Origin of the sequence: Parafilimonas sp. (genome assembly GCF_047606085.1) — a bacterium.
Taxonomy (GTDB): Bacteria; Bacteroidota; Bacteroidia; order Chitinophagales; family Chitinophagaceae; genus Parafilimonas.
The window spans coordinates 1-3,740 of the sequence record NZ_JASGEX010000149.1; the positions used below are offsets into that span (position 1 = coordinate 1).

The following is a 3,740-nucleotide window of genomic DNA, read 5'->3' on the forward strand; positions in this document are numbered from 1 at the left end:
ATTGCACAAGCCTCTCTCTTGCTTTAGTAAGAACCTTTACCAGAGGCGATAAGCTCTTTGAATTGAGTAACCATTTGGGCAATGTGCTGGTTACGATTTCTGATAAGAAGTTGCAGCACACAGCAAACAATACTGAGGTTGATTACTATCTACCAGATGTGATTACTGCACAGGATTATTATTCTTTTGGCATGCAAATGCCAGGAAGAACATACACGGCTTCAAGTTCATTGTCTTACAGGTACGGCTTTAATGGGAAAGAGATGGATAACGAGGTTAAAGGGGAAGGGAATCAATATGACTACGGTTTTAGAATATATGACCCGAGGGTAGGCAGGTTTTTAAGCGTAGACCCACTATTCCAATCTTACCCTTGGTATACACCGTATCAGTTTGCAGGCAACAAGCCAATATGGGCGATTGATTTAGATGGTTTGGAAGAAAAAACGAGTACAAGCAAAGGGTTGACATTTTTTCCGATACTTACACCCGTTAAGGCAAGAACTGCTGGTCAAATGATGTCTCAGCAGTTTAGTAAATCTGCACAAGCATTTTCGGAATCAAGAACCGGAAAATTCATAGGAGGAGCATGGAATTTTACTACTGGAACAATTGGGGCGCTTGCTTCTGTAAGTTATATAGGTGCGACAGATGGGGCAGGCGCAGCGGTCGGAGGTGTCGTGGCATTGCAATTTTCTTTTGGAGAGATGTCAATAGGAACCGCACAAATGATGGATGCTCTCTTTTCAAAAAAGACAAACGATGTGTTACAAAATTCAGGTTCAATTCCTGGATTAATAGCTTATGGCACAGGATCTAAATATGCGCCTTTTATTGATGCACTTGGACAGTTTACACCTACTTTATCTACTGCAGGCTCGCTTAATGGATTAGTTAAAAGCGGTTTGGGTATAATTGATGCAGCCAAAACCCTTGATAACACTCCGACTATAGCCAACACAATTGCTCTGTTGGATCAAATTAGCGACACCAAAGGGTTCGTGTTAGAGTCGTTTAATCTGGCCAATGATGCCAGTGGTGGAAAGCTTAAACAATCTTTAAGTTATGCTTTCTCTTATACGGTTCAACAAGGTGATAACCTTACAAGCATTGCTGATAAATTTCATACTACTGTCGAAACAATAGCTAAGGACAATGGAATAAAAGATATTAATAAAATTAATGAAGGGCAAAGTTTAAAGTTTTCCGGTTATGCAAACGGTTCATCTGGCGGTGCCGGCTCGTCTGATAATTATTAAAATAGCGTTGTGATAGAAATAAAAAGCAAAAAAGATTATTATAAGTCTTTAATCAAATCAAGTTTATGGATAGTGGTTGGTTTTTTAATAATACAGATAATAAATCCCTCTTTTTTCTTTGGAACCCTAATTATTTTTTTAGTTATAGAAGCAATTCTAATTTCTGAAAATTTTACTCAAAGTATCAGCGTTGATGCTTTGAATGTAAAGATTATAAACTATCATTTTTTTTCAAAAAAAGAAATCGTTATCGAAAGAAATAAAGTCGAATTTAAACTCTTAAAAAAGGCTTCTTTTCGAAGCCCGGGCTATTTTGTGTTAGATGTTTTAGAAAATAAAAAGAGAATTTATACCATTGATAGCCGTAATGGTTTTGAAGAAGAAGAATTAATTAAGTTAAATGATTTTTTAAAACCTAAAAACGCTTTTAATTGAATTTAAAAGCCGTTGGCATAAAAGCCATCGGCTTTTTTATTTATAAGCCAATTTTGTTTTGGCGTGTTGAATAAGGCTATCGAGGGAGTACATGATGCCTCTGGCAATACCATGGCTGTTTATACCGTGAATGATGCCACCGTGAACAGCGGGGCACTTACGCTCTCCGAGCAAACCATCTATGGCAGCAGCAGGCTGGGTATCTACAAACCTTCTTTAAACCTCGTTACCTATAACAGGCCGCTCACCAATATTGATGGCATTGATTCCGGTTATTACACTACATTTACACGTGGCATCAAGCTCTTTGAATTAACTAATCACCTCGGTAATGTGCTCGCTACCGTTACTGATAAAAAAATCGGCGTATTTAACCATTACGAAGCTGATATCGTTACCGCAAATGAATATTATCCGTTCGGGCAGGTGATGCCGGGCAGACAATACAATAACTTACCGAGATACACTTTTAACGGCAAGGAGCTTGATAAAGAAACCGGTTACTTGGATTATGGATTAAGAGAGTATGATATAAACGGAAGGTTTATTTCGCCAGACCCATTAACAGCAAAATTCCCCTGGCTTTCACCATATCAGTTTTCTGAAAACAACCCGATACGTTTTACTGACTTAGACGGAGCGGAAATATTTGACCCGCTTACAAGATGGTTTGCTACCGATGCTGCACTTACCATTACCACACAACCCACCTCTGCAAAAGCCAAAGTATATGGTGCAGTTCTTGGTGTTGGTGGAGCTGTTACAGGAGCAGCAACTGGCGTGGTTAATTTATTTGCTCATCCTGTGCAATCTGCAAAAGGGCTGTTGAGAATGGTTACAAATACGCCTATGCAGAATACCATTGACTATGCAACGAACATGGCTGCAAATTATGGCGACTTACCAGAACCTGTACAGGACTACGCAGTGTATGGACATATTGCAGGTGATATACTGATGACAGCTTCCGCATTTAAAAGCCCAATTAAATCTACGGGTTTAAAGTTCAGTGCGGAACTTCCGGCAGGTACTGAAGTAGCCGGGATATCATTCTCCAAAATGGGTTCCAACCTGATTAAAAAAGCAAGTGAGTTTAATCTCACGCATTCGATAGAGACGATTATAAAATCTGAAGACTATAAAGCTATCTCGAAACTTACTGATGAGGAGCTTATAAAAAGCGTGACTAATCCCAAAGACTATAAAATGGTTACGATAAACACAGAAACCGGAAAATTGTTCGATGGGAATACCCGAATATATGAATTGCAGCGTAGAAAATTAGATGTTGATGTGCCTTACCAAGAATACACTCCCGATAATTCAATGTTCCCTAAATTAAAAGAACCCCCCAAAAAACAATAATATGGTTGAAAAGAAATTCCTTGCTTATATTCTATATATTACTCTTTTGGAAATTAGAGAAAGTGCTTATGCAGATAATAACTCAAGGTTATATCACTTAGCGGATATGCTACACAACATCCCGTTTAGTTTGCTTGATGACGAACAAGCAAAAGAGGAATACAAAAAAGTGCTGCAAACGGTTGAAGAATTAAAGATTTTTGATTGGTTAAATAATCGAGTGAAAGAGTTTAAACAACGATTTCCTGACCTCGAAGATTAATTTTATTTTTCCTTCAACAACTTCTCAATAAGTTCATTTTTTTCTTTAAGGATGCATTCATAGAAGCGGTGCAACTTCCGTGAACTTTCTATAATATTCTGTCCGGATATCCGGCAAGTGGAAAATGCAACCTGCTAATAAAGACATATTAAAAATGGCAGTTTGTATTGAAAGTAAAATCACAAAAAGTTCTTTGAAAATAGATAAAAGGTTTTTTAATGACTGTGAATATACATTTCCCCTTTTGGCAGCCGGCGGCGGGTTTATCTATAATTACCGGTACGACCAGCTAAACCGCATAAGCAGCATGGATGCCTGGGCGGCGGACGGCAGCTTTGCGCCGACAGGCAGTGCTGCCTTAAGTGATTATGCCGAGCGTTACACTTATAACCCGGATGGCGGGATAGTAACCTTACAGC

At 38.6% G+C, this 3,740-nt stretch carries 5 protein-coding genes; all 5 read left to right on the forward strand.

Annotated elements, in window-relative coordinates:
- Positions 1 to 1,259 (forward strand): RHS repeat-associated core domain-containing protein (locus tag QM629_RS12975; RefSeq protein WP_415160305.1); only part of this gene is annotated, 1,259 nt, incomplete at its 5' end.
- A gap of 9 nt (positions 1,260 to 1,268) precedes the next feature.
- Positions 1,269 to 1,694, forward strand: coding sequence for a hypothetical protein (locus tag QM629_RS12980; RefSeq protein ID WP_415160306.1), 426 nt, complete (start codon positions 1,269 to 1,271; stop codon positions 1,692 to 1,694).
- Positions 1,695 to 1,760: 66 nt separating this feature from the next.
- Positions 1,761 to 3,059: an RHS repeat domain-containing protein gene (locus QM629_RS12985; RefSeq protein WP_415160307.1), complete on the forward strand. Its 1,299-nt coding sequence runs from the start codon at positions 1,761 to 1,763 to the stop codon at positions 3,057 to 3,059.
- Between the two features lies 1 nt (position 3,060).
- Positions 3,061 to 3,321, forward strand: coding sequence for a hypothetical protein (locus tag QM629_RS12990; protein WP_415160308.1), 261 nt, complete (start codon positions 3,061 to 3,063; stop codon positions 3,319 to 3,321).
- A gap of 193 nt (positions 3,322 to 3,514) precedes the next feature.
- Positions 3,515 to 3,740 (forward strand): hypothetical protein (locus QM629_RS12995; RefSeq protein WP_415160309.1); only part of this gene is annotated, 226 nt, incomplete at its 3' end.

Excerpts from the sequence above, each read along its gene's own strand:
- QM629_RS12990 (WP_415160308.1), top strand. The coding sequence starts at position 3,061 with ATGGTTGAAAAGAAATTCCTTGCTTATATTCTATATATTACTCTTTTG.